This is a genomic window from Cupriavidus sp. SHE (genome assembly GCF_000812445.1).
Lineage (GTDB): Bacteria > Pseudomonadota > Gammaproteobacteria > Burkholderiales > Burkholderiaceae > Cupriavidus > Cupriavidus metallidurans.
Window position 1 is genome coordinate 102,568 of the sequence record NZ_JWMB01000047.1, and the last position, 25,864, is coordinate 128,431.

23 protein-coding genes and 1 tRNA gene are annotated in these 25,864 nt (G+C 64.4%); 13 read left to right on the plus strand and 11 right to left on the minus strand.

From position 1 onward, the window contains the following. Window positions 1-42: 42 nt before the first annotated feature. A complete protein-coding gene (locus RN01_RS22185; RefSeq protein ID WP_008646837.1) occupies window positions 43-246 on the minus strand; it encodes a YdcH family protein in 204 nt (67 codons plus the stop codon). Window positions 247-303: 57 nt separating this feature from the next. After that, window positions 304-1,080 (minus strand): hypothetical protein, encoded by a 777-nt coding sequence (locus tag RN01_RS22190; RefSeq protein WP_017514056.1) that lies wholly within the window; start codon window positions 1,078-1,080, stop codon window positions 304-306. 177 nt (window positions 1,081-1,257) lie between these two features. Between RN01_RS22190 and RN01_RS22195 the strand changes: the two genes are divergently transcribed. Continuing rightward, window positions 1,258-3,621, plus strand: a complete 2,364-nt coding sequence (locus RN01_RS22195) for a Tex family protein (protein ID WP_017514057.1) — start codon at window positions 1,258-1,260, stop codon at window positions 3,619-3,621. Between the two features lie 92 nt (window positions 3,622-3,713). Here the strand turns inward: RN01_RS22195 and RN01_RS22200 are convergent, their stop codons facing one another. From RN01_RS22200 to RN01_RS22235, 8 genes are all read right to left on the minus strand, one after another. Beyond that, window positions 3,714-5,612, minus strand: a complete 1,899-nt coding sequence (locus RN01_RS22200; protein ID WP_024570894.1) for a potassium transporter Kup — start codon at window positions 5,610-5,612, stop codon at window positions 3,714-3,716. Window positions 5,613-5,983: 371 nt separating this feature from the next. After that, window positions 5,984-6,700: an ABC transporter ATP-binding protein gene (locus RN01_RS22205; protein WP_017513261.1), complete on the minus strand. Its 717-nt coding sequence runs from the start codon at window positions 6,698-6,700 to the stop codon at window positions 5,984-5,986. Next, the gene (locus tag RN01_RS22210; RefSeq protein WP_017513260.1) at window positions 6,697-7,464 is read right to left on the minus strand and encodes an ABC transporter ATP-binding protein; all 768 of its coding nucleotides are present in this window, start codon (window positions 7,462-7,464) and stop codon (window positions 6,697-6,699) included. The genes RN01_RS22205 and RN01_RS22210 overlap by 4 nt, the downstream gene beginning before the upstream one ends. Beyond that, window positions 7,461-8,525: a branched-chain amino acid ABC transporter permease gene (locus RN01_RS22215; RefSeq protein WP_017513259.1), complete on the minus strand. Its 1,065-nt coding sequence runs from the start codon at window positions 8,523-8,525 to the stop codon at window positions 7,461-7,463. Before RN01_RS22215 ends, RN01_RS22210 begins: the two co-directional genes overlap by 4 nt. 15 nt (window positions 8,526-8,540) lie before the next feature. Further along, a complete protein-coding gene (locus RN01_RS22220) occupies window positions 8,541-9,407 on the minus strand; it encodes a branched-chain amino acid ABC transporter permease (protein ID WP_017513258.1) in 867 nt (288 codons plus the stop codon). Window positions 9,408-9,432: 25 nt separating this feature from the next. Then, the gene (locus RN01_RS22225; RefSeq protein ID WP_017513257.1) at window positions 9,433-10,626 is read right to left on the minus strand and encodes an ABC transporter substrate-binding protein; all 1,194 of its coding nucleotides are present in this window, start codon (window positions 10,624-10,626) and stop codon (window positions 9,433-9,435) included. Between the two features lie 85 nt (window positions 10,627-10,711). Further along, a complete protein-coding gene (locus tag RN01_RS22230) occupies window positions 10,712-11,527 on the minus strand; it encodes an alpha/beta fold hydrolase (RefSeq protein ID WP_017513256.1) in 816 nt (271 codons plus the stop codon). A 1-nt stretch (window position 11,528) separates the two neighbouring features. Further along, window positions 11,529-13,178, minus strand: a complete 1,650-nt coding sequence (locus RN01_RS22235; protein WP_024570895.1) for a benzoate-CoA ligase family protein — start codon at window positions 13,176-13,178, stop codon at window positions 11,529-11,531. Between the two features lie 248 nt (window positions 13,179-13,426). Between RN01_RS22235 and RN01_RS22240 the strand changes: the two genes are divergently transcribed. From RN01_RS22240 to aat, 9 genes are all read left to right on the plus strand, one after another. Continuing rightward, window positions 13,427-14,377, plus strand: a complete 951-nt coding sequence (locus RN01_RS22240; protein WP_017512982.1) for a helix-turn-helix transcriptional regulator — start codon at window positions 13,427-13,429, stop codon at window positions 14,375-14,377. 120 nt (window positions 14,378-14,497) lie between these two features. Further along, complete coding sequence (boxC, locus tag RN01_RS22245) at window positions 14,498-16,174, plus strand: 2,3-epoxybenzoyl-CoA dihydrolase (RefSeq protein ID WP_017512981.1); 1,677 nt, start codon at window positions 14,498-14,500, stop codon at window positions 16,172-16,174. A 41-nt stretch (window positions 16,175-16,215) separates the two neighbouring features. Then, a complete protein-coding gene (gene boxB / locus RN01_RS22250; protein ID WP_017512980.1) occupies window positions 16,216-17,640 on the plus strand; it encodes a benzoyl-CoA 2,3-epoxidase subunit BoxB in 1,425 nt (474 codons plus the stop codon). 26 nt (window positions 17,641-17,666) lie between these two features. Then, window positions 17,667-18,914: a benzoyl-CoA 2,3-epoxidase subunit BoxA gene (gene boxA, locus RN01_RS22255; RefSeq protein ID WP_017512979.1), complete on the plus strand. Its 1,248-nt coding sequence runs from the start codon at window positions 17,667-17,669 to the stop codon at window positions 18,912-18,914. A 105-nt stretch (window positions 18,915-19,019) separates the two neighbouring features. Further along, the gene (locus tag RN01_RS22260) at window positions 19,020-19,409 is read left to right on the plus strand and encodes an MbcA/ParS/Xre antitoxin family protein (RefSeq protein WP_017512978.1); all 390 of its coding nucleotides are present in this window, start codon (window positions 19,020-19,022) and stop codon (window positions 19,407-19,409) included. Continuing rightward, on the plus strand, window positions 19,369-20,133 hold the full coding sequence (locus RN01_RS22265) for an RES family NAD+ phosphorylase (RefSeq protein WP_029700539.1): 765 nt from the start codon (window positions 19,369-19,371) through the stop codon (window positions 20,131-20,133). The genes RN01_RS22260 and RN01_RS22265 overlap by 41 nt, the downstream gene beginning before the upstream one ends. 122 nt (window positions 20,134-20,255) lie before the next feature. Continuing rightward, window positions 20,256-20,331: transfer RNA gene (locus tag RN01_RS22270), tRNA-Met, on the plus strand. A 151-nt stretch (window positions 20,332-20,482) separates the two neighbouring features. Beyond that, window positions 20,483-21,067 carry an NUDIX hydrolase gene (locus tag RN01_RS22275; protein ID WP_008652183.1) on the plus strand — a complete coding sequence of 195 codons (585 nt, stop codon included), beginning with the start codon at window positions 20,483-20,485 and terminating at the stop codon, window positions 21,065-21,067. Window positions 21,068-21,126: 59 nt separating this feature from the next. Further along, window positions 21,127-21,876 carry a leucyl/phenylalanyl-tRNA--protein transferase gene (gene aat, locus RN01_RS22280; protein WP_024570897.1) on the plus strand — a complete coding sequence of 250 codons (750 nt, stop codon included), beginning with the start codon at window positions 21,127-21,129 and terminating at the stop codon, window positions 21,874-21,876. 115 nt (window positions 21,877-21,991) lie between these two features. Here the strand turns inward: aat and RN01_RS32550 are convergent, their stop codons facing one another. After that, entirely contained in the window at window positions 21,992-22,423 is a 432-nt protein-coding gene (locus RN01_RS32550; protein ID WP_024570898.1) for a hypothetical protein, read from the minus strand. A 177-nt stretch (window positions 22,424-22,600) separates the two neighbouring features. Here RN01_RS32550 and RN01_RS22290 point away from each other — a divergent pair, with 177 nt between their 5' ends. The 3 genes from RN01_RS22290 to RN01_RS22300 all read left to right on the plus strand — a co-directional run bounded on the left by RN01_RS22290 (window position 22,601) and on the right by RN01_RS22300 (window position 25,601). Beyond that, window positions 22,601-23,389 carry an arginyltransferase gene (locus tag RN01_RS22290; RefSeq protein ID WP_017514991.1) on the plus strand — a complete coding sequence of 263 codons (789 nt, stop codon included), beginning with the start codon at window positions 22,601-22,603 and terminating at the stop codon, window positions 23,387-23,389. A gap of 73 nt (window positions 23,390-23,462) precedes the next feature. Beyond that, window positions 23,463-24,497: a quinone-dependent dihydroorotate dehydrogenase gene (locus RN01_RS22295; protein WP_017514992.1), complete on the plus strand. Its 1,035-nt coding sequence runs from the start codon at window positions 23,463-23,465 to the stop codon at window positions 24,495-24,497. A gap of 45 nt (window positions 24,498-24,542) precedes the next feature. After that, the gene (locus RN01_RS22300) at window positions 24,543-25,601 is read left to right on the plus strand and encodes an aldo/keto reductase (RefSeq protein ID WP_017514993.1); all 1,059 of its coding nucleotides are present in this window, start codon (window positions 24,543-24,545) and stop codon (window positions 25,599-25,601) included. Window positions 25,602-25,864 lie beyond the last annotated feature (263 nt).

The window sequence follows — 25,864 nt, forward strand, 5'->3', positions numbered from 1 at the left end:
ACGCTTTTGTCATGACGCCGGAGGGACCGGTGGATATCTATGCTATGCGGGTACGTCGGGCTCGACCTGCACTTGCAACAGGGTGATGGCGTCCTTGAGCTTGAGCCGGCGCTTCTTGAGCCGGCGCAGTTGCAATTCGTCGTGCGACGGATCGGACGCAAGGCGGTCGATCATGAAATCCAGATCACGATGCTCGATCTGCAGTTCGATGATCTGTCGCGCCAGCGTATTGAGGTTCTCGTCCATGTTGCGCCTTCCCCTGCCCTGCCTTGCGGCCATTGCCCGGGTGTTGTTCGAGCCAGATCAGAATCCGAATGGGCTGGGCTTCGACGACTGCCCCTGATTCTGCTTTTCCGCGGCGCGGGCGCGGCGTTCTTCCAGTTCCTTCTGGCGTTGCGCGGCATCGACCTGTTTTTGCTGGTATGCCTTCGCGTTCTCCTCGTGCTGACGGGCCTGCTCGGCACCCTTCTGCTGTGCCTCCTGCATCTTGGTGGCGAAATCGTCCTGCTTCTTCTGGTAAGCCTCGGCATTGGCCGCCCGCTGCGGCGCGCCAGCATTGTGCTGCGCATCACGCAGCGCCTGGTCCTGCTGCTTGCGTTCGAAGGCTTCGCGGCTGGCCTGTTCGTCGGCGGCCCGCTTGGGCAGGCTGGCCTCGTACTCCGCACGCCGCAGGGCCTGATCGTGATCGCGCTGGGCCGCACGGTAGGCACGCTCGGCATCGCCCACCTCCAGATCGCGCTCGCGCAGCACCTGCAGCTCGCCGCGTTGGACTTCCTTGGCCTTGTCGATGCAGTTGTTCACCAGGAACTTGCTGTAGCACGCGTGTTCCGCCACCGCGTAGCGATACTTGGTCCAGGCCCGCGAGTCGTCGATCGCCTTGCGCTCGGCATCGAAATCGCGCGCGACGCCTGGGGCCGGCGGCACAGCCGCTGCAGCCGGCGTGGACGCCTGCGCCATGGCGGGCCGAAACGGCGCAGCCAGCAGTAGCGCCGCGAGCGCGATGGTGAGAGCCGTGGAAGACACTGTGGGCACTTGGGAAACCGGGGCAGCCATGGTGGCCGGATGGGGCTTGACGATCATGGCGGAATTCTAACATCCGGGGCCACTTCGGCCCCCTGGGCGAACGTTGCAACTTGTGTCTGCCCGTGGATGCGCCACCACGTCGGAAAACAGCGGGCACAAAAGGTGTCTCCCCGTCACCAGGCGCGCATCGCGCTTGTGGCACAATGCCCCGCTTTCGACTGACACGTATTCTCGATGTCCAATCTGCCTGCTTCCGTTCTGCAAAAGATTGTGTCGCTGATCGCGGCCGAACTGTCCGTGCAACCCCGCCAGGTAGCGGCTGCCGTCAACCTTCTGGACGAAGGCGCCACGGTGCCATTCATCGCCCGCTATCGTAAGGAAGTCACGGGCAATCTGGACGACACGCAGCTTCGCACGCTTGAGGGGCGCCTGCTTTACCTGCGCGACATGGAAGATCGTCGCGCCACGATCCTGGCGTCGATCGAGGAACAGGGCAAGCTCACCGACGAACTGCGCGCGGCCATTGAAGCGGCCGAGACCAAGCAGACGCTGGAAGACCTGTACCTGCCCTACAAGCCGCGCCGTCGCACGCGCGCCCAGATCGCCCGTGAATGCGGCCTGGAACCACTTGCGCAGGCACTGCTGGCCGACCCGACGCTCGATCCCCAAGCCGAGGCCGCCAAGTACGTCAACGGCAACCCCACCGCCGACGGCGGCGTGCCCGACGTCAAGGCCGCGCTGGACGGCGCGCGCGACATCCTGTCGGAGCAGTTCGGCGAAACGGCGGAACTGCTCGGCAAGCTGCGCGAGCATCTCTGGAGCAACGGCGTGGTGACGTCCTCCGTCGTGGAGGGCAAGGAAACCGCCGAGGAAGAGAAATTCCGCGACTACTACCAGTACAGCGAGACGATCCGCACCGTGCCGTCGCACCGCGCGCTGGCGCTGTTCCGCGGCCGCAACGCGGGCGTGCTGATGGTCAAGCTGGGCCTTGGCGAGGAACAGGACGCGATGGTGCCGCATCCGTGCGAAGGCATGATCGCGCGCCACGTCGGCATCCAGAACCAGAATCGCCCCGCCGACAAGTGGCTGGCCGATGTCTGCCGCTGGAGCTGGCGCGTCAAGGTGCAGCCGCATCTGGAAACCGAACTGCTCACGCAACTGCGCGAGACCGCCGAGGGCGAGGCCATCAAGGTGTTCGGCCGCAACCTGCACGAGCTGCTGCTGGCCGCGCCGGCCGGCCCGAAATCGGTGATGGGTGTCGACCCGGGCATCCGCACGGGCTGCAAGATCGCCGTGGTGGACACCACGGGCAAGCTGCTGGAAACGGCAACGATCTACCCGCACGAGCCGCGCCGCGACTGGAACGGCTCGCTGGCCACGCTGGCACGTCTGGCCAAGCAACACAACGTCGCGCTGTGCTCGATCGGCAACGGCACGGCCAGCCGCGAAACGGACAAGCTGGTGCAGGACCTGATGAAGGGCGCGCCCGAGCTGAAGCTCACCAAGATCGTGGTCAGCGAGGCTGGCGCATCGGTCTACTCGGCCTCGGAACTGGCGGCCAAGGAGTTTCCGGAACTCGACGTGTCGCTGCGCGGCGCGGTGTCGATCGCCCGCCGGTTGCAGGACCCGCTCGCCGAACTGGTCAAGATCGACCCGAAATCGATCGGCGTGGGCCAGTATCAGCATGATGTGAACCAGCGCGAACTCGCGCGTGCGCTGGACGCCGTGGTGGAAGACTGCGTAAACGCGGTGGGTGTGGACGTCAACACGGCCTCCGCCCCGCTGCTGGCGCGTGTCTCGGGCCTGAACTCGGTACTGGCGCGCAATATCGTCGAATACCGCGACGCCAATGGCGCGTTCTCGAATCGCGATGCGCTGAAGAAGGTGCCGCGCCTGGGCGACAAGACGTTCGAACAGGCCGCCGGCTTCCTGCGCGTCAACGACGGGGATAACCCGCTCGACCGTTCGTCGGTGCACCCGGAAGCCTATCCGGTGGTGCAGCGCATCCTGGATCACATCAAGAAGGGTCTGCCCGATGTGATGGGCAACCGCGACGCTCTGCGCGGCCTGTCGGCCCAGCAGTTTGCCGATGACACGTTCGGCCTGCCGACCGTGCGCGACATCCTGTCCGAACTCGAAAAGCCGGGCCGCGACCCGCGCCCCGAGTTCAAGACCGCGACGTTCCAGGATGGCGTGGAAGACGTCAAGGATCTGCAACCCGGCATGGTGCTCGAAGGCGTGGTGACGAATGTGGCGGCCTTCGGCGCGTTCGTCGACATCGGCGTGCATCAGGACGGCCTGGTCCATATCTCGGCGCTTTCGACGAAGTTCGTCAAGGATGCGCACGAGGTGGTCAAGGCCGGCCAGATCGTCAAGGTCAAGGTGATGGAAGTGGACGTCAAGCGCAATCGCATCGGCTTGACGATGCGCCTCGATGACGAGCCGGGCCAGGCTACGGCACGCGCAGGCGGCGCCGATCGCTCGAATGATCGCGGTGGCCAGCGTAACGGCAGTGGCAAGGGCTCCAACGGCGGCAACCGTCGTGAAGCGGTGCCGCAAGGCGCGATGGCAGCGGCATTCGCCAAGCTGAAACGCTAAGTCCGGCAGTTCTCCTCTCCCGCTCGCAGGAGAGGGGGAGAAAACAAAACGCCCCGCAATTGCGGGGCGTTGTCACATCTGGACCTCGGGAATCAGATTTCTACCTTCGTCCCAAGCTCCACTACGCGGTTAGCCGGAATCGAGAAGAAGTCAGACGGTTTGGCGCCGTTCTGATGCATCCACGCGAACAGGCTTTCGCGCCACATCGACATACCCGGTAGCTTCGACGGAATCACCGATTCACGCGCGATGAAGAATGAGGTTTCCATCAGCTCGAACTGCATGCCGAGCTTGCGCTGGGCCAGATCCAGAACCCGCTGCACATCCGGCGTTTCCTTGAAGCCGTATTCGGACTTGAGGATGTAGACGCCGCCCCCCAGATCCTTGCAGCTCAGGCGCTCGTCGTCGTCCACGTACGGAATGTCACGCGTCACGAACTGCAGGAAAACCACCCGCTCGTGCAGCACGCGGTTGTGCTTGAGGTTGTGCAGCAGCGACACCGGCACCGATTCGGTGTTGCCGGTCAGGAACACGGCCGTACCTTCCACGCGATGCGGCGGGTGCGCCAGCAGGCCGGCGATAAACGGCTCCAGCGGAATGCCATCCTCCAGGCTACGCGCGCGCAGCAGCTTGCGGCCACTGTGCCAAGTCATCAACAGGAAGAACGCGCTACCGCCCATCAGCAGCGGGAACCAGCCGCCCTCGGCGATCTTGAGCAGGTTGGCCGCGAAGAACGACATGTCGACCACCAGGAACGTCAGGCTGATCAGCGTCACCAGTGCAGGGTTCCACTTCCAGACGTTGCGCATCACCAGCGCGGCCAGGAACGTGGTGATCACCATCGTCGTGGTCACGGCGATCCCGTACGCGGCCGCCAGGTTATCGGACTTCTTGAAGGCCAGCACCACGCAGATCACAAGTACCAGCAGGATCCAGTTGATCACGGGCATGTAGATCTGGCCGATCTCCGCCGCCGACGTATAGCGGATACGCATCCGCGGCATGAAACCAAGCTGGATGGCCTGGCTCGTCAGCGAGAACGCTCCCGAGATCACGGCCTGCGACGCAATCACCGTGGCCGCGGTGGCCAGCAACACCATCGGCAATTGCAGCGCCGACGGCACCATCAGGTAGAAAGGATTCTCGATCGCGTCGGGGTTGCCCAGCAGCATCGCCCCCTGGCCAAAGTAGTTCAGGATCAGGCACGGCATGACCAGCACGAACCAGGCCGTGCGGATCGGCTTCGCGCCGAAGTGGCCCATATCGGCGTAGAGCGCCTCCGCGCCAGTCAGCACCAGGAACACGCTACCCAGCACGATGAACGCCTGGAGCGAGTGGTCATGCAGGAATGACACCGCATAGATCGGGTTGATGGCCTTGACGATCCCGGGTGCCTGCACCAAATGGATCAGGCCCAGCGCGCCGAGCGCCAGGAACCACACCACCATGATCGGCCCGAACAGCTTGCCCACCACATGCGTGCCGCTGCGCTGGATAAAGAACAGCAAGGCCAGGATCAGCAGCGTGATCGGAATCACGAAGTGGGAAAGCCCCGGCGCGGCAATCTCCAGGCCTTCGACGGCAGACAGCACCGAGATGGCCGGCGTGATCACCGCGTCGCCGTAGAACATGCACGCGCCGAAGATGCCGAACATCATGATCAGCTTGGCCATGCGTGACCGTGGCGCCGCTGTGCGCAGGGCCAGCGCCATCAGCGCCAGAATGCCGCCCTCGCCGTTGTTGTCGGCGCGCATCACGAACATCACGTACTTCAGCGACACGACGATAACAAAGGCCCAGAACAGCATCGAGATGATGCCGAGTACCGCATCGGGACTGAACGGAATGCCATGTTCCGGGCTGAAGCATTCCTTGAGCGAGTAAAGGGGACTGGTGCCGATATCGCCGAAGACGACACCGATCGCGCCGACCACGAGCGCACGGGAGCTCGGGCTTTCGACGTAGTAGTGACTGGTTGTGGATTGAGTCATGGATTTGGGTCTGGTGGACCGGCTCGCGCCTCTCCGGCCTGACTTCGGCTCACCCGGCGGGCTGCCGGACATAACATCTACCGATGTGGTGATTCAGGCACAAATTCTCTCGCGCAAGCGGCTCCGGTCCCCGATGGGGCGGTATGGCCGTCTCTACCTCTATTGCATTGCACAAACGCGCGCATTCTAGATGAAGTGCTGTAAGACGACCACTGTGGAAGATGCCCGTGTTGCCAATGCGACCGAACAAGCATGGAAGCGAACCGGGCCATGGTCAAGCCCTGGTCACCCTTCGCGGTGGGTTGCCCCACCAAACGAGCGTTGCGGACAAGCCACACCAGCGCCCCATGGCGGGCCGCCGAATCCAGAAATCAAACGCCGAGGTAACGGTCCAGCGCGGCTGGCGCGGCGGCCAGATCGGCGGCGGGCCCGGACATGACTACCAGCCCCTTTTCCAGCACGACCACCCGGTCCACATGGGCCAGCACGGCCCGGTAGTTTCGGTCGACAACGACTGACGCGATCCCCGTCGCCCGTATCGTGGCGATCACATTCCAGATTTCGTGGACGATTTTGGGCGCCAGCCCTTCGGTGGCCTCGTCCAGGATCAGGCAATCCGGGTTGGTCATCAGCGCGCGGCCGATCGACAGCATCTGCTGTTCGCCGCCCGACAACTGCTGCCCGCCGTGCGACAACCGCTCTTTCAGGCGTGGGAACAGGTCCAGCACGCGGGCCTCGTCCCAGTCCTTGCGGCCTTGGCTCCCGGCGCGCGCAGCCATCAGCAGGTTTTCGCGGACGCTCAGATTAGGAAATATCCCCCGCCCCTCCGGGACATAGGCGATGCCGAGCCTGGCGACCTCATGCGGCCGCGCCCGCGACATATCGCGCCCCACCACGCGGATCCCGCCTTCACGTTCGCGCACGTGGCCCAGCAGCGTCCGCAGCAGCGTGCTCTTGCCCATGCCGTTGCGGCCAAGCAGGCCAACCGACTCGCCGGCGCCGACGCGAAAGTCGATGCCGCGCAGCACGTGGCTCGACCCATACCAGGCGTTGACGCTATCTGCGTCAATGATCGCGGCATGGCTCATGCGGCCTCCTCTTCGCCGAGGTAGGCCAGTTGCACTTCCCGATTGGCCCGGATGCTGGCCGGATCGCCGGTGGCGATCACCGTGCCGTTCACCATCACCGTGATGCGATCGGCCACGGCGAACACGGCCTCCATGTCGTGCTCGACCAGCAGGATCGCGTGGCCCTCCTTCAGGCCGCGTAGCAGGTCAAGCATCCGCTCCGACTCCTCCGCCCCCATGCCAGCCAGCGGTTCGTCGAGCAGCAGTGCCACGGGCTCGGTCGCGAGGCACATGGCCACCTCGAGCTGGCGCTTCTGGCCATGCGCGAGATCACTGGCAAGCCGACCGGCGTGCTGCATCAGCCCTGCCCGTTCGAGCGCCTCGTCGGCCAGCGCGCGGCTCGTGCGGCAGCCCTGCGCCGGCTCCCAGAGCCGCCAGGCCCGCTGCGCGCGCGATTGCGCCGCAAGCCGGCAATTCTCGCGCACGGTCAGCGGCAGGAAGATGTTGTTGCGCTGGTAGCTGCGGCCAATGCCGTGGCGCGCCAGCTTGGGCTGCGCCCAGCCCGTGACATCGCGCCCTTGCAGTTGCAGCCGGCCTTCCGATGGCGGCAGTTCGCCCGACAACAGGTTGATCAGTGTCGACTTGCCGGCGCCGTTGGTGCCGATCACCGCATGGATCTCGTGCAGATGCAGGGCCAGGTCCACGCTGTTGACCGCCGTCAGCCCGCCAAATCGCCGCGTGAGGCTTTGCGCATCGAGTACCGGAACCGATGGGATCGTGTTCATACGGCCTCCCGGCTGCGTGTGTTCGATTCGGTGGCCGCGCCGGCCCGCCGCGCGCGACGCGGAGAACGATGCCGCAGCACCGCCGGCACGCTGACCAGCCCACGCGGCAGCAACGCCACCGCCAGGATGATGAAACCGCCCATCAGCAACTGCCAGTGCTTGGTCAACGTGCCAAACCATTCGGCCAGCAGCACAAACGAGAATGCACCCAGCACGGCGCCAGCCAGGCTGCCGACGCCGCCAAGAATCACCATCAGCATCGCGTTGCCCGACTGATGCCAGGAAGCAATCTCGGGATTCACGAAACCGAACTGGATCGCATAGAGGTACCCAGCCAGCCCCGCGAACGCACCGCCCACGACGAACGCCCCGAGCTGATAGCGATACGTGCCGAACCCGGCCGCCCGCATCCGCTGCTCGTTGTGCCGGATCCCCACCAGCGCGTGGCCAAAGCGGGAACGCAGCAGCAAGGTCAGCGCGGCCACGGTCAGCGCCAGCGCAACGAGCACCAGCCAATAGAACTGCACGGGGTCGTTAACGGTCACCGGTCGCGCCGAAAACAGCCCGAACTCGGGACGGAAGTAGATGTAGGTGCCGTCGCTGCCACCGGCGATCTTCGTATCGTGGAACACGAAGTACACCATCTGCGCGAAGGCCAGCGTGACCATGATGAAATAGATGCCGCGCGTGCGCAGCACGAGCGCGCCAACCACCAGCGCCAGCGCGGCCGCCGCGCCCACGGCGCCGAACAGCAGCAGCCAGCCATTGCCCGGCCCGCTCTCGGGCGCCAGCATCGCCGTGGCATAGGCGGCCATCGCGAAGTAGGCGGCGTGGCCCAGGCTCACCAGCCCCGTGTAGCCAATCAGCAGCTGCAGCGACAGCGCGAAGATCGCCATGATCATGACCTTGCTGAGCAGCTCGATGTAGTACTTGTGGCTGTCGGCGGTCAGCAGCATCGGCATGGCGCAGAGCACGGCCAGTGCCACCAGCCAGCCAGCGGCCGCCATCCAGGCCGGGCGGCGGATGTCCTGCGGTGGCGGTGTCAAGGAATCGGAATGCATGTCAGGATTTCCTGCTCAGCCCGCGCGGAACAGCCCCTGGGGCTTCCACAGCAGGATCACGGCCATCAGCAGGTAGACCAGCACGCCAGCCGCATCCTGCCAGAACACCTTGCCGAACGTATCGACGAAGCCGATCAGCAGCGACGCCACCAGCGCACCCTTGACCGAGCCGATACCGCCGATCACGACCACGACGAAGCAGATGATCAGCACCTGCCCGCCCATGCCCGGGTAGACCGAGGAAACCGGCGCGGCGATCATGCCTGCCAGCACGGCCAGGGCCACGCCGAGCGCGAACACGAAACGATAGAGCACGGTCACGTTGACGCCAAGCGACTGCACCATCTCGCGGTTCGTGGCACCGGCGCGGATCATCATGCCCACACGCGTGCGGCGAATCACGTAGTACATCGCGCCGGCCACCAACAGGCAGATGGCGGAGATGAACAGGCGATACACCGGATAGGTCATGTCGTTGCCCACCGGCAGCGACCAGTCGAGCAGCGACGGCACTTGCACACCGTGCACGTCGTCGCCCACCAGGATGCTGCGCAACTCCTCGAAGACCAGGATTAGCCCGTATGTCATCAGCACCTGTTGCAGATGGTCTCGCTGATACAGGTAGCTGAAGAAGGCCCACTCCAGCACGTACCCGAACAGCACGGCCAGCACGATGCCGAGCGGCAGCGCAATGAACAGGTTGCCCGTCAGGCTGGCCAGCGTGAATGCCAGATAGGCCCCCAGCATGTAGAAGCTGCCATGTGCGAGATTGATCACGCCCATGATGCCGAAGATCAGCGTCAAGCCGCTGGCCACGAGGAACAGCAGCAGCCCGTACTGCACGCTGTTCAGGCACTGGATCAGAAACGAGACAAGGTCCATCGCGATGCCGCTTTCCAACGTGCGATTACAGGCGGCAGCCGCGCGCCGGATCGGCCAGCGCCTTCACGGCGACGCTGCTGACCTTGTTGTCGCGGCCATCGACCTTGCGCAGATAGAAGTCCTGCACCGGGTTGTGCGCCTTCGACAGCGTGAAGGCGCCACGCGGGCTATCCACCTTCGCGGCTTCCATCGCCTTGATGACCTCCGGCTTGCGCGACATGTCGCCCTTTACCGCATTGGCGCCAGCGGCCAGCAGTTGCGCGGCGTCGTAGCCTTGTACCGCGTAGACGTCGGGCTGCAGCTTGTACAGCTTGGCGTAGTCGAGCCGGAAGCTCTTGTCGCGCGGATTGGTCAGGCCATCGGCATAGTGCAGCGTGGTCTCCAGACCCTGCGCCGCGACGCCCTGCGCCTCGAGCGTGCCGTCGGTCAGGAAGCCTGATGCGTACAGCGGAATCTTGTCCTTGAGACCGGCGGCCTGCCAGTCCTTGACGAACTTGACCGCGCCGCCGCCGGCGAAGAACACGAACACGGCGTCGGGCTTGATCGAAGCCACTTCGGTAATCAGCGCCTGGAATTCGACGTTCGGGAACGGCAGGCTCAACTCCTTCACCACCTTGCCGCCCTTGGCTTCGAACGCTTCCTTGAAGCCCTTGACCGACTGCTCGCCCGCTGCGTATTTCCACGTCAGCGTGACCACCTTCTTCAGGCCGCGATCCGCCAGCACATGGCCCATGGCATAGCCCGGCTGCCAGTTCGAGAACGACGAACGGAAGATGTTGGCGCCGCACAGCGGCCCGGTGGCTTCGTCCACGCCGGCATTGGGAATGATCAGCAGCGTATTGTTTTCCTTGGCCACCTTGACGATGCCCATTTGCACGCCCGAATGAACCGTGCCGACCACCACGTCGACCTGGTCGCGCTTGATCAGCTTGGTGGCATTCTCCGGCGCCTTGGCCGGATCAGACTCGTCATCGACCTTGAAGTATTCAACCTCGCGGCCGCCCAGCTTGCCGCCCTGCTCCTGCACGTACATCCGGAAGCCATTCTCGATGGCCCCGCCGAGGGCGGCATAAGTGCCCGTGTACGGCAGCATGAAGCCGACCTTGATCTTGCTGGATGTGGCCGGCGCACTCTGGGCCAGTGCCACGGACCCCGTGGCGAGCAGCGTGGCGACGGCGAGGCAGGCTGGCAACAGCCTGCGCGATGCATTGCGATGCATGGGGGTCTCCTCCCTGGTGGTCTGAAGCCTTTGGTTTCAAGCCATTTGGCCCGCGGTACGGCAGCGTTCCTGCCGTCCGGGCCAATTATTTTATATTTGAAGTATGTGTGTTTATAAACGCCACGGCTGCCGCCGTCAATGCGCCGGACTGGTCCCGGTGCGGCGAATGTCCACACCGCGCGAGTTTAAGCAGCACCGTTTGCGGCGCATATCGCTGGATACCCTCGATTTGCTCCATCGTGCCGTACTCGTCGTCCTCGCCCTGTACCGCCAGCGCCGGGCAGCGGATGTCGTGCAACAGCGGGCGTAGGTCAAAGCGGCGGAAATCGGGGTTGAGCCAGATGTCGTTCCACCCCCAGAACGCCGAATCGACATCATGGTGGTGACGCGCGAGCCTGTCGCGCAGGTCTGTCTGCAGATAGGTCTCGCGCGTGACGGCGATGCTGCGCACGGACAGGTCTTCCACGATGATGTGCGGCGCCAGCACCGTCAGGCCATCCACCGCGTCCGGAAAGCTCGCCGCATGAATCAGCGCGATCGACCCGCCGTCGCTGTGTCCGAGCAGCCACGGCTTGCCATGGCGGCGACCCGGCCCGATATCCAGCGCCTCGAACAAGGCCGGCACCGCCTCCCGCGCCTGCCGGTGCATGAAATCGACGCCCCATTTCTCTGCGTGCGGGCGCGGCGTGGAGCCGCCGTAGCCATAGCGCGAAAATACAAGCCCACGGAAATCACCGGCTTCGCAGAACTGGCGCGGAAAGTCCCGCCACATGCTGATCGAGCCCAGCCCCTCATGCAGAAAGACCACGAGCGGCCGCGTCATCCGTTCCGCGCGCAGCCATTGGTACTCGATGTCGATACTGCGTCCGTCGAACGGAATCTGAACGATGTCGGTATCCATGTCAGCGCTGCCGTGCGGCTTCCTCGCGCTGGCGCAGCCGGAAACGCTGGATTTTGCCAGTGGCGGTCTTGGGCAATTCTTCGACACATTCGATCTGCCGCGGATACTTGTACGGCGCGAGACGCGACTTCACGAACGCCTGCAGTTCCGCGGCCATGCCTTCGTGCCATTGCTGGCCCGGCCGCATCACCACGAACGCCTTCGGTTTGATCAGGTCGTCCGCATCGGCCACGCCGATCACCGCGGCCTCAAGCACCGCCGGGTGCAGGGCCAGCGCGGCCTCCACCTCGAATGGCGAAACGTAGATGCCGCCGACCTTGAGCATGTCATCGCTGCGGCCCGCGTAGGTGAAATAGCCGTCGGCGTCGCACACGTACTTGTCACCGCTGCGAGTCCAGGCGCCAACGAACGTGTCGCGGCTCTTTTCGCGATTGCACCAGTACATCAGCGCGGCCGAAGGGCCTTTGATATAGAGGTCTCCGACTTCTCCGGGCGCGCAGGGCTCGCCTCGCTCGTCGAGCAGTTTCAATTCGTAGCCCGGCACCGGCTTGCCCGTGGTGCCATAGCGCACCTCACCTGGCCGGTTCGACAAGAAGATGTGCAGCATCTCGGTGGAACCAATGCCGTCGAGGATGTCGCACCCGAAATGCGCGAGGAAGCGGTTGCCGATGTCCTGGGGCAGCGCCTCACCTGCTGACGTGCACACACGCATCGCCACATCGGCGCGCGGCGGCAAATCTGGCGAGGCGAGCATACCGGCGAACAGCGTAGGCACCCCACAAAACACGGTGGGGCGATGGGTGGTCAGCCGCTGGAACACGGCCTGCGGGGTTGGCCGTTCGGCCATCAGGATCGTCGTGGCGCCCACCGCCAGCGGAAACGTCAGCGCGTTGCCGAGCCCATAGGCAAAGAACAGCTTGGCCGCCGAGAACACGGTGTCGTCCTCGCGGATGCCCAGCACGCGACGCGCGTAGAGATCGGCGGTGTGAAACAGGTTGCCATGCGTGTGGACCGTGCCTTTGGGCCGACCGGTCGACCCGGAGGAGTACAACCAGAACGCCATATCGTCGGGCCCGGTTGCGACGGATTGCGCCAACGGCGGCGCACTCGCCGCCATGGCGCTGACCGTATTGGCCGCCTTGGCCGAATCCTCGGTATGCGGCGCGGCCACGATCAGATCCGGTGTGACACCCGCCTTGGTCATTGCCGCGCGCATCGTCGGCAGCAATTGCGCCGAGACCACCACCGCCCGCGCCCCGCTGTGCTCCAGCATGTAGGCGTAGTCCTCGGTCGTCAGCAGCGTATTGACCGCCACCGGCACCACGCCGGCAAGCAGGCAGCCAAGAAACACGGTGGGAAAGTCGATCGTATCGAACGCGCAGAGCAGTACACGCTCCTCGCGGCGGAAGCCCGCCCGCAACAGCGCGCCGGCGAAACGGCGGCAGCGGTCGTCGAGTTCGGCGAAGGTCAGACTGCTCGCGTCATCAATGTATGCCGTCCTGACGCCCCGTCCTGCGACAAGGTTGCGTGTCAGCAAATCCTCGGCGGCGTTATAGCGCGGCGGCAACGCGGCAATCGCCGTTTCGGCATGGGGGTCGGTCGATGCGGCGGCGCAGCCGGCCTGGCCAACGCTCGAGATCGGGGGCGTCATGTCTCCACTCCTCTGGCCATCCGGCGTTCTCGAACAACACTGCGCGCGGCATGGCATCCAGCAGGTTTGTCTTTTTGTGCCGACAGCCAAGAGAGGTCGCCGACGATGTGCGATGCATTTTATTGCATATCGACTATTATGCAAGCAAGGGTATGCACTATATGACCGCAGAGGCACGGATCCGCCGCGCACTTTCCTGCACGTATAATGCCGCCGCTCCGATTGTGGAACCCCAACCGCCCTGAACCATGCGCCGCGACCCTGATCCGCTTATGACCGCCGAAGGCCGCCCGGACAACCGCGCGACCGGTGAACGGGACCCGTATCTCACGCACCTGGGCGAGCGCATCCGCTCACTGCGCGCGGCACGCGGCATGTCGCGCAAGGATCTGGCGCGCGGCGCGGACGTATCGGAACGCTATCTCGCCAATCTCGAAACCGGCACCGGCAACGCATCGGTGCTGCTGCTGCGGCAGGTGGCCAACGCGCTGGACGTGCCACTGCCCGTGGTGCTGGCGGAGGTCGACGGCCATGCCGATGCGGGCGGCGCTGGCAACCCTCGCGCCACAGAGTTCTCGCAACTGATTCAGTGGCTTGCACAACTGCCGGCAAGCGATCTGGCCCGCGTGCGGGAAGCCGCGCGGCACGCGCTGTCGCCAACGGAATCCCGTGACGCCCGCCATCGCCGTATCGCGCTGATCGGCCTGCGCGGTGCGGGCAAATCGACGCTGGGCCGCGCGCTCGCGGCCGCGGAGGACATGCCGTTCGTCGAACTGAACGCCGCCATCGAAAAGGAGGCCGGCGCCAGCCTGTCCGAGATCCATTCGCTGTACGGCCAGGCCGCGTATCGCCGCTACGAAATGCGCGCACTGGAGCGCGTGCTGCGCGAGAACGACACCATGGTGCTGGCCACGCCGGGCAGCCTGGTCTCCGAACCCGCCACGTTCAACCTGCTGCTGTCGCGGTGCTTCACGATCTGGGTACGCACGTCACCCGAGGAACACATGGCCCGCGTGGTAGCGCAAGGCGACATGCGGCCGATGGAAGGCAACCGCGAGGCGATGACCGACCTGCGGCGCATCCTGCAAGCCCGCACGCCACTCTATTCGCGCGCGGACGCCTCGATCGACACGAGCGGCCAGGATGCCGCCACGTCACTGCACACGCTGCAGGCGCAGATCCTGCACACACGGGCCTGACACCCCTCCCCTCAGTTTTTTCTTCGCAACGGGCTTGCGCGATCTTGCATCGCACCGATTGATGCACTATATTTCATGCCAGAAGATAAGGCACTATAGTGCATCAAGGAGACAGCCCTCATGTCGGACACCGCCCCCATCGCATCCAGCGCCCCCGTCACGTTCGAGCGCGATCCCGAGCAATACCGTCACTGGCAACTTACGTTCGAGGGCTCCGTCGCCACGCTGGCGATGAACGTCGACGAGGAAGGCGGACTGCGCCCTGGCTATGCGCTGAAGCTGAACTCCTATGACCTGGGCGTCGACATCGAACTGCACGATGCCCTGCAGCGCATTCGCTTCGAACATCCGGAAGTGCGCACCGTCGTGATGACGAGCACGAAAGATCGCATCTTCTGCTCGGGCGCCAACATCTTCATGCTCGGCAAGTCCAGCCACGCGTGGAAGGTCAACTTCTGCAAGTTCACGAACGAGACCCGCAACGGCATCGAGGACGCCAGCCTCCACTCGGGCATCAAATTCATCGCCGCCTGCAACGGCACCACGGCGGGCGGCGGCTACGAGCTGGCGCTGGCCTGCGACGAGATCGTGCTGGTCGACGACCGCTCCTCGGCCGTGAGCCTGCCCGAAGTGCCGCTGCTGGGCGTGCTGCCGGGCACCGGCGGCCTGACGCGCGTCACCGACAAGCGCCATGTGCGCCGCGACCACGCCGACATCTTCTGCCTGACCACCGAAGGGGTGCGCGGGCAACGCGCCAAGGACTGGAAGCTTGTCGATGAGGTGGTCAAACCCGCACGCTTTGCCGAATTCGTGCGCGAGCGCGCGCAGGCGCTGGCCGCCCAGAGCGACCGCCCCGCCGATGCACAGGGCGTGAGACTGACGCCACTGACGCGCACCGTGACGCCCGAAGGCTATCGGTACGAAACCGTTCGCGTCGACATCGACCATGAGTCACGCCGCGCAACGATCACCGTGTCGACGCCCGACGCCGGTCAACCCCGGGATCTGGCTGGCATCCTCGCCGCCGGCGCCCAGTGGTGGCCGCTCAAGATGGCGCGCGAGCTAGACGACGCCATCCTGACGCTGCGCACCAATCATCTCGATATCGGCATGTGGATCCTCAAGACCACCGGCGATGCCGCACAGGTGCTGGCGGCCGATGCACTGATGGATGCGCACGCCAGCCACTGGTTCGTGCGCGAGACGATCGGCATGCTGCGCCGCACGCTGGCGCGCCTGGATGTGTCGTCGCGCAGTCTGTTCGCGCTGGTGGAACCGGGCTCCTGCTTTGCCGGCACGCTGCTGGAACTGGTGCTGGCCGCGGACCGCGCCTACATGCTGCAACTGCCCGACACGCCAGACGAAGCTCCCCGCGTTCATGCCGACGTCGCCAACTTCGGCCGCTATCCGATGCCGAACAGCCTGACGCGCCTGGCCGCACGCTTCTATGAAGATGCCAACGCCATCGCCGCCGTGCGCGAACAAGCCGGAAAGCCGCTAGACGGTCCCGCCGCCGAAGCACTTGGCCTGATCACGGCCGCGCTCGACGACATCGACTGGGAGGACGAAATCCGTATCGCCACCGAGGAACGCGCGAGCCTGTCGCCCGACGCCCTGACCGGCCTGGAAGCCAACCTGCGCTTCGGTGGCCGAGAAACGATGGAAACGCGCATTTTCGGCCGCCTGACGGCCTGGCAGAACTGGATCTTCAACCGGCCCAACGCGGTCGGTGAACACGGCGCGCTCAAGGTATTCGGCACCGGTAACAAGGCACGCTTCGACTGGGATCGGGTCTGACGACTGTCCGATCTGACGGCAAATATAAAAGGAGACCCGCAATGAGCATCGACTACAGCCAGAAGATTCCGAACAACGTGAACCTCTCCGAGGACCGCACGCTGCAGCGCGCGCTCGAACACTGGCAGCCGGCGTTCCTGGACTGGTGGCGCGACATGGGGCCGGACGGCTCGCACAACTTCGATGTCTACCTGCGCACTGCGGTCTCCGTCGATCCGTCAGGCTGGGCGCACTTCGAGCACGTGAAGATGCCCGACTATCGCTGGGGCATCTTCCTGCAGCCGGCGGACCCCAATCGCCGGATTCACTTCGGCGAGCACAAGGGTGAAGCGGCCTGGCAGGAAGTACCGGGCGAACACCGCGCCAATCTGCGCCGCATCATCGTCACGCAGGGTGACACGGAACCGGCATCGGTGGAGCAGCAACGCCATCTGGGCCTGACCGCGCCGTCGCTCTATGACCTGCGCAACCTGTTCCAGGTCAACGTGGAAGAAGGCCGACACCTGTGGGCCATGGTCTACCTGCTGCACCGCCATTTCGGTCGCGACGGCCGTGAGGAAGCGGAAGCGCTGCTGGGCCGCCGCTCGGGTGATGAGGACAATCCGCGCATCCTGGGCGCGTTCAACGAGCGGACCCCGGACTGGCTGTCGTTCTTCATGTTTACCTACTTCACCGATCGCGACGGCAAGTTCCAGCTCTGCGCGCTGGCTGAATCTGGCTTCGACCCGCTTGCGCGCACCACGCGCTTCATGCTGACCGAGGAAGCACACCATATGTTTGTGGGTGAGTCCGGCGTCTCGCGAGTGATCCAGCGTACCTGCGAGGTCATGCGCGAGCGCGACATCCAGGACCCGGCGGACGTGCGCGCCGCTGGCGTGATCGACCTGGAAACGATCCAGCGCTACCTGAACTTCCACTACAGCGTCACGATCGACCTGTTCGGGGCGGACCAGTCCTCCAACGCCGCCACGTTCTACAGCGCCGGCCTCAAGGGTCGCTTCGACGAAGGCAAGCGCGACGATGACCACTTGCTCAAGGGCGACGTGTACCGCATCCTCGACGTGCGGGATGGCAAGCTGACCGAGCGTGAAGTGCCGATGCTGAATGCGCTGAACGAAGTGCTGCGCGACGACTACATTAAAGACTCCATGGGCGGCGTGGCGCGCTGGAACAAGGTCATCGAGAAGGCAGGCATCCCGTTCCGCCTGACCGTGCCGCACAAGGCGTTCAACCGCAAGATCGGCACCTTCGCGAACCTGCACGTGTCACCCACCGGCGAAATACTGACGACCGCCGAATGGGAAGCCAACAAGGACAAATGGCTGGCGACCGAACAAGATCGCAAGTACGTGGCTTCGCTGATGGGGAGGGTGGTAGAACCCGGCAAGTACGCCAACTGGATCGCGCCGCCGGCTGTTGGCATCAACCGCCAGCCGATTGATTTCGAGTACGTTCGTTTCAACTGACGACCTATCCATCGAGGCTGACGATCATGGGCGCCGCCGACATCATCAAGCAACATCTGATCGACCCGGAAATCTGCATTCGCTGCAACACCTGCGAAGACACGTGCCCGATAGATGCCATCACTCACGACGACCGCAATTACGTGGTCAAGGCTGACGTCTGCAATGCCTGCAATGCATGCCTGTCGCCCTGCCCCACCGGCGCCATCGACAACTGGCGCACGATGCTCAAGGGCCAGGCCTACACCATCGAAGCCCAGTTGACCTGGGACGAACTGCCGGAAGAGGTGCCGTTGCCGGAAGCGGAGATCGAGGCAGCGGCTGCGGCCGGGCAGGTCATCGAGGAAGCGTCGCGCGGCAGCAAATCCGTGGCCGTTCAGGAGGTGGAGGCCAGTCGGCATACATCATCCAGGGCGCCGTGGTCGGCCGCGCACCCGTACGTCAACCTGCACGGCGTGCGCGAGCCGGTGACCGCCACGGTGGCCGGCAACTACCGGCTGACCGCCGAGGATGCTTCGAGCGACATCCATCACATCGTGCTCGACTTCGGCAATCACTTCTTTCCGGTGCTGGAAGGTCAGGCAATCGGGATCGTCCCGCCCGGCACCGATGCATCCGGAAAGCCGCACTACATCCGCATGTATTCGGTGGCCAGCCCGCGCGACGGCGAACGGCCGGGTTACAACAACCTCGCTCTGACTGTGAAGCGCGTGGACACCGATCACGATGGCAACCCAGTGCGCGGCGTGGCGTCGAACTTCCTGTGCGACCTGGCCAAGGGTGACCCGGTGCAGGTGGTCGGGCCATTCGGAAGCACGTTCCTGATGCCGAACCACCGCGAAGCGAGCGTGATGATGATCTGCACCGGTACCGGATCCGCGCCGATGCGGGCAATGACCGAGCGTATGCGCCGCAACATGGACCACTTCAGCGGTCGCCGGCTCCTGTTCTTCGGCGCCCGCAATCGGCGCGAACTGCCCTACTTTGGCCCGCTGCTGAAGCTACCCAAGGACTTCCTGGACATCCACTTCGCGTTCTCGCGCGATCCGGAGGTGCCACGCCGGTACGTGCAGGACGCCATTCGCGAGGCCTCGGCCCAGGTGGCCGCGTTGCTGGCGGACCCACATGGCCATATCTACATCTGCGGACTCAAGGGGATGGAGGAAGGCGTGCTGGATGCATTCGCCGAGGTCTGCGCCACGTCGGGTCAGTCGTGGCAGGACATCGAACCGCGTCTGCGTGCCGAAGGTCGCCTGCATATCGAAACGTATTAGGAACAGGATCGGGAAACGGAATCGCCACAGGAATCACCACCATTTGCAGCTTCCCTTCTGAAACCGGGTGCCTATAATGTTTCTCAAGAAACAGGAGCATAGGCGATGCAATCTGGTCAGATTCCGACGCCGGACCCCGGAAGTGCCCCCGATCCTGGCGTGACGCTCACCAAGGCCGTGATGCGCGCGGCTGGCTTTCTCGGCATCAGCCAGGCCATCGTGGCCAGCGTGCTGGGGATCAGCACCGCTTCAGTTTCGCGCATGGCCTCGGGCGGCTACGTGCTCGATGTCCATCGCAAGGAATGGGAGTTCGCCGTCCTGTTCGTGCGCCTGTTCCGCTCACTCGATGCCATCCTTGGCCACGAGGAACAGGCACGGCTCTGGCTGACCCACGACAATCTCGCACTCGGCGGCAAGCCGCTCGAACTGATCCGCACAACGGAGGGCATCGTACGTGTCGTTCACTACCTGGACGCCACCCGCGGTCGCATCTGAGCGCAAGCCGTTCGCGCTCAGGCTCTGGCGGGCGGTAGAAGCGCAACACGTGGTATCGACCATGCCGCTGGTCGATACGCTCGAGGAGCAGGCCGTGCTGGAGGCCGTCCTCGACGCCGGCAAGCCCGTCGTGCCACTCGATGCGCGGCATCTGCACTATTTGATCTACACACCGTTCCGCTACCCGCCCGCCGCCGAGGGCTCACGTTTTCGCGGCCCCCAGGACATCGGTGTGTTCTATGGCGCTGAAGCCATTCGCACAGCCTGCGCAGAGCTGGGATTCTGGCGCTGGCGGTTCCTGCAGGACAGCCCGGCGCTGCCGCGCATCGATGCACGCGCGCAGACCCTGTTCCAGGTCAGCGTGAAGACCGACGGGGTGGCACTCGATACGCCGCCGTTTGTGGACGACGGCGCGCGCTGGACCGACCCCAACCAGCATGATGAATGTCAGGCGTTCGGACGCACCGCGCGCGAGGCAGCCATCGGCCTGATCCGGTACACATCGGCGCGTGACCCCGTGCACGGCGCTTGCGCCGCTATCCTCACCCCCCGCGCCTTCGACGTGCCCGAGCCGCTCGCCACCACCACCTGGATGCTCACCGTACGCCGCGACCGCGTGATGTGGCAACGCGACGACCTGCAGCAACGCGACAGTTTCGAGTTCGAAGGTGCCTGGTGGGATGCCCTACGGCAGCGCACAAGCGAAAGCCCTTCCACGCCCTGAACCAACTGCCACGCGCAACGATCTAACCCTTGTCAGCAGGTCATCCAGCGTATCTCCGCAATTATTCGGATGTTTCTGTTGCATTGCGTCAACGACTCACCTATAATCACAGCTTCGACGGACGCGGGGTGGAGCAGTTGGCAGCTCGTCGGGCTCATAACCCGAAGGTCGCAGGTTCAAGTCCTGCCCCCGCAACCAACCGACCGTCGCACAGCAAACCCGCCTACTGGCGGGTTTTTTGTTTGCCTTGGCACGCACGCTTTGCATGACGCGCCGGACGGCAGGGGCCATACAGAAGCGCCCCGGCGCGGTGATACACTTGGCGCCATTCCTCCCGAATGCTTCCCTCATGAAATTCTGCTCGAACTGTGGCCATGCGGTAGTTTTGCGCGTGCCTGAAGGCGACAACCGCCCGCGCAGCGTGTGCGATAGCTGCGGCACCATCCACTATGTGAATCCGCGCAATGTCGTGGGCACGATCCCGGTGTGGGAAGACAAGATCCTGATCTGCAAACGCGCAATCGAGCCGCGCTATGGCTTCTGGACGCTGCCGGCGGGGTTTATGGAAATTGGCGAGACCACCGCACAAGCCGCTTCGCGCGAAACGCTGGAGGAAGCCGGCGCCCGCGTCGAAGTGGGTGAACTGTTCTCGATGCTGAACGTGCCGCACGTGCATCAAGTGCATCTTTTCTATCTGGCCCGCCTGCTGGACCTGGATGTAGCCCCGGGCGAAGAAAGCCTCGAGGTCAAGCTCGTCGACGAAGCCGACGTGCCTTGGGACGATCTGGCATTCCCCACGGTCATCCACACGCTGCGCTGCTTCTTCGCCGACCGCGCTGCGGGCAGGATCGCCGATAGTAGCTTCCGGTTGCATACGCTCGACATCGACAAGCCGATGCGCCCGCTGACCAGCCGCGCCACGGTCACGCCGTAACAGGCGACGTCCAACCCGCAGATTTCCCGCAATTCCAGCCGCAACTCCAGCCTCAGAGCATGATCACCTGGCTCGACCCGCAGGACCCGTTTCCACCGGTCGAGCGCGCGCTCGGACCAGCAAGTGACGCGCCGGGACTCCTTGCGGCCAGCCGCGATCTTTCACCGCAGCGCCTGCTTCTAGCCTATCGACAAGGCATCTTTCCCTGGTACTCGGAAGGCCAGCCCGTTCTATGGTGGAGCACCGACCCGCGAATGGTGCTGGCCCCGCATCGGCTGAAGATTTCGGTGTCCCTGCGGAAGACCCTGCGTCGCATCCTGCGGGACCCCGACTGGGAAATCCGCGTCGATGACGATTTCGTCGCCGTGATGCAGGCTTGCGCAATGACCCCACGTGATGGCCAGCTCGGCACCTGGATTACGGACGAGATCGTCGCAGCGTACGGCAGCCTGCATCGCCTCGGACTCGCGCACTCTGTCGAGACCTGGTATCGCGGCGAACGCGTTGGCGGCCTCTACGGCGTGGCCCTGGGGCGCATGTTCTACGGTGAGTCGATGTTCGCCCACCGCACGGATGCGTCGAAGATCGCCCTAGCGGCGCTATGCGGATTCCTGGAACGCCACGGCGTGACCATGATCGACTGCCAGCAGGAGACCGATCACCTCGCCTCGCTCGGCGCCGAACCAATCCCTCGCGAGCAGTTCATTGCACACGTTCGCCATACGGCTGCCGAAGCCAATATCTCTCCCTGGCGTTTTGACAAATCTGAACTGACGCGCTGGACATCACAGGCAAGTACCGAACTCTGATTGCACGGATCATTGGGGACAAGCGTCGGCGTCACGTGCCCACACTGGTATCAGCGCTCCCTCGACGCGTACCCCGCGGATTGCGCTCACTGCAGCCCACCCCACGTATGCGCGGCTACGGGACATTTCGTCTGCCCACCTGGATCCGATCCATTCGCTGATCCATCTGATGCAGGCGTCGATCGACCTGGTCCAGCCGCCCCGTGAGTCGCTTATCCATCTCACCAATCGAATTGGTAAGCCGCTTGTCCATCTCACCGATCGAATTGGTGAGACGCTTGTCCATTTCGCCGATCGATGTAGTGAGACGCTTATCCATCTCAATGATCGACGTGGCAAGCGGACTCACCGCGGCCGTGAGCTTTTCCTCCATGACCGCATTCTGATAGCTCATCACCGCGACAAGTGTCGCGCCGCCCGCAGCGATCGCCGCGATCAAGGCGGCGATCTCCGTGATCTTGGACGGCCGCGATTCACGCGGCCCGTCGGTGCTGGCGTCTACGACGCTGCGCTCGATAGCCTCTGCTTGAATGACCATGGCTGTCATTGCAAATTCTCCGCTGTGTCAGATGACTCACATGCTAGGCGTCCGCCATCCGCCACACCATGCGAGGAATCTCAAAATGGTGCCCCATCTCGCCAGCAGGCCACGGCATCACCTTGCAGACGTGCGCCGGCCCGCTCTGATAGACTGCCAGACAAGCCCCCGCCCATCTCCGACGCCATGAGCAAGCTGAAGGAACTCCCGCTTTCCGCGCTGCAGTTTTATGCGACGGCGCCCTACGCTTGCAGCTACCTTGAAGGCCGCATGGCACGCTCTCAGGTGGCCACGCCGGCGCACCTGATCAATGCCGACGTCTACTCGCGGCTGGTGCGGGCTGGCTTCCGGCGCAGCGGGATCTTCACCTACCGCCCCTATTGCGACGAATGCCGCGCCTGCACGCCATGCCGGGTGCTGGTCGACCAGTTCAGACCCGATCGCAGCCAGCGCCGCGCATGGCGAGACCATCAAGGCCTTCAGGCCCTCGTGGCGCCGCTCACCTACGTCGAGGAGCATTACGCGCTGTATCTGCTTTACCAGTCGATGCGCCATGCCGGCGGCGGCATGGACCAGGACAGCCGCGACCAGTACGAGCAGTTCCTGCTGCAGAGCCGTGTGAACTCCCGTCTGGTGGAGTTTCGTGAACCACCGGGATCCCCGGAAGCGGGACGCCTGCGCATGGTCAGCATGATCGACGTGCTCGACGATGGCCTGTCGTCTGTCTACACGTTCTATGACCCCCTGATCGTGGGCGCGAGCTACGGGACCTACAACATCCTGTGGCAGATCAACCAGACCCGCGAGCTTGGCCTGCCCCACCTGTACCTCGGGTACTGGATCGCCGACAGCCGCAAGATGGCCTACAAGGCACGCTTTCAGCCATTGCAGGTACTCACCGGCAATCAGTGGCACACCTTCGAGGCTCCGGCGGAGGCATCCGAGCAACCTGCACCCGGCCCAGCCCTGGAGTAAGAACGGACGCAGGAGGCGCTACAATGCCGCCTTGGTTCAGACTCCTCGCCGGCCCTGGCCGCGCCCCACCCTCGTGCTCAACGCGCTTTACCCCCTGCTGCGCCCCGCCCTGTTTTCCATGGATGCGGAGGACGCCCACCATTTCACGCTCAATAACCTGATGCGCGCCAAGCGCATGGGGCTGGCCGGATGCATCGGCAACAGCATCGCCGACGACCCGCGCACGGTCATGGGCGTTCGCTTCCCGAATCCGGTCGGCCTGGCGGCCGGCCTGGATAAGGATGGCGCCTATATCGATGGCCTGGCGGCATTCGGCTTCGGCTTCATCGAAGTCGGCACGGTCACACCTCGGGCGCAGCCGGGCAACCCGCGCCCGCGCATGTTCCGGCTGCCGCAGGCCGACGCGCTGATCAACCGCATGGGCTTCAACAACGGGGGCGTCGATGCATTCATCCGGAACGTCCAGGCATCCCGCTGGAAGGCCGAAGGCGGTGTGCTGGGGCTCAATATTGGCAAGAACGCCGATACGCCGATCGAGCGCGCGGCAGACGATTACCTGTACTGTCTTGAGCGCGTCTATCCGCACGCAAGCTATGTCACGGTGAATATCTCATCGCCTAACACCAAGAACCTGCGCCAGCTCCAGGGCGCCAGCGAACTCGATAGCCTGCTGTCCACTCTCAAGGCCGCCCAGCAGCGGCTGGCCGACCAGCACAAGCGCTACGTGCCCGTGGCGCTCAAGATCGCTCCCGATCTCGACGATGACCAGGTTCGCAACATCGGCGATGCGCTGGTGCGCCACAAGATTGACGGCGTGATCGCCACAAACACGACGATCTCGCGCGACGCCGTGAAGGGCCTGCCTCATGCCGAGGAAGCTGGCGGCCTGTCCGGCCGGCCGGTGTTCGAAGCGTCCACGCGGGTGGTGCGCGCGTTGCGCGAAGTCATTGGCGACGCGCTGCCGATCATCGGCGTGGGCGGCATCTTCAGCGGCGCCGATGCGCGCGCCAAGATCGACGCCGGCGCGCAGCTCGTGCAGGTTTACAGCGGCCTGATCTATCGCGGGCCGACGCTGGTGCGCGAATGCGCCAGCGCCCTGCGCCGATAGCGCTTTTCAGGCATTCTGTCGGCCGACACGATCCAGGGAAACACCATGAAAAAGATCCGACTCGGCCGCAGCGACCTTGAAGTCTCGCGCATCTGCCTGGGCACGATGACCTTCGGCGAGCAGAACACCGAGGCCGAGGGCCATAGCCAGCTTGACTACGCATTCTCGCGCGGCATCAATTTCATCGACACCGCCGAGATGTACCCGGTCAAGCCACGCGCCGAGACGTACGGCAGCACCGAGCGGATCATCGGCACCTGGCTGAAGAAGCAACCGCGTGATCGCGTCGTGCTCGCCAGCAAGGTGGCCGGCCCGGCGCGCAACCCGTGGATACGCAATGCCGGGGATCTGACGCCTGACAGCATCCGCGCCGCGGTGGAGGACTCCCTCAAGCGGCTGCAGACCGACTACATCGACCTCTACCAGATTCATTGGCCGGCGCGTAATGCACCGATTTTCGGCCAGAAGCGCTTCAACCCCGAAGCTGAGCGCCAGTGCGCGACAATCGAGGCGCAACTCGAAGCAATGGGCGATCTGGTGCGGGCCGGCAAGATCCGCTACGTCGGCGTGTCGAACGAAACGCCGTGGGGCGTGACGGAGTTCGTCAATGTGGCCGAGCGGCATGGCCTGCCCCGCATCGCCACAATCCAGAACCCGTACAACCTCGTCAACCGCAGCTTCGAGCAGGGGCTGGACGAGACCTGCTTCCGCACCGAGGTCAGCCTGCTGGCGTACAGCCCGCTCGGGTTCGGCCAGTTGACCGGCAAGTACCTGACCGGTGATGCAAACCACCCCGTATTCAACCCGGACGCCGTTGGCCGGCTGACGCGCTTCTCCCCTGACTGGAGCCCGCGCTACATGCGAGCCGAGACGATGGCGGCCGCCGCGCGGTACCTGGAACTCGCCCGCGCGCACGGGATGTCGGGCGCCACATTGGCACTGGCATGGTGCTATTCGCGCTGGTTTATCGCCAGCACGATCATCGGCGCCACGGGCCTTGCGCAACTTAAAGAAAACGTAGACGCCCTGGATACCGCACTTTCAGCCGAGGTGCTGTCGGCCGTTGAGCGCATTCACGCCGAAATCCACAATCCGGCGCAATAATTTGCGGTGCACCTCCTCGGTAGAGGTGTTTTTCAGCAGGATATGGCGCGGTGCGGCATTAAAAGCGAGCCATCCAGGCGGTGAAAATGGTATGCTGCGAGCCTTCGCGCCGTCGTATCCGTTGCGACCGCGCGCGCGCCCGCACCTGCCGCCGGGCGCAGCGCGCCCGCACGCGGACCGACCGGGTCACCCTGCCTGACATGTTTCCAGTGCCAGCAGGCTTACTGTCAGGACGGCGGTCACGTTTTTGCGGCTGATCTAAA